The organism is Halomonas sp. ND22Bw (genome assembly GCF_003011945.1).
GTDB classification, from domain to species: domain Bacteria; phylum Pseudomonadota; class Gammaproteobacteria; order Pseudomonadales; family Halomonadaceae; genus Halomonas; species Halomonas halophila.
The window spans coordinates 1-312 of record NZ_PXWD01000522.1; the positions used below are offsets into that span (position 1 = coordinate 1).

Below are 312 nucleotides of genomic sequence, written 5' to 3' on the forward strand. Positions count from 1 at the left end.
CCACGACTTCCGCATCGTCATCGGCGGCACGCCCAACCCGGCCACGCCCTCGGGCTACACCTGCACGCAGCCGTACAGCGCGAGCGTGTTCAACATCTCGGCGATGAGCTGCGGCGCGCTGTCGGCCAATGCGGTGCTGGCATTGAACAAGGGCGCAAAGCTGGGCGGCTTCGCGCACGACACCGGCGAAGGCTCGATCTCGCAGCACCACCGGGTGCACGGCGGCGACCTGATCTGGGAGATCGGCTCGGGCTACTTCGGCTGCCGCCACGACGACGGCAGCTTCAACGAGGAGCGCTTCATCGTGAACGC

1 protein-coding gene is annotated in these 312 nt (G+C 67.6%); it reads left to right on the forward strand.

Going from position 1 to position 312, the window contains the following annotated elements; translation table 11 throughout:
• Nucleotides 1-312: glutamate synthase-related protein (locus CVH10_RS19205; RefSeq protein ID WP_369335886.1), on the forward strand; the 312-nt coding region annotated here is incomplete at both ends.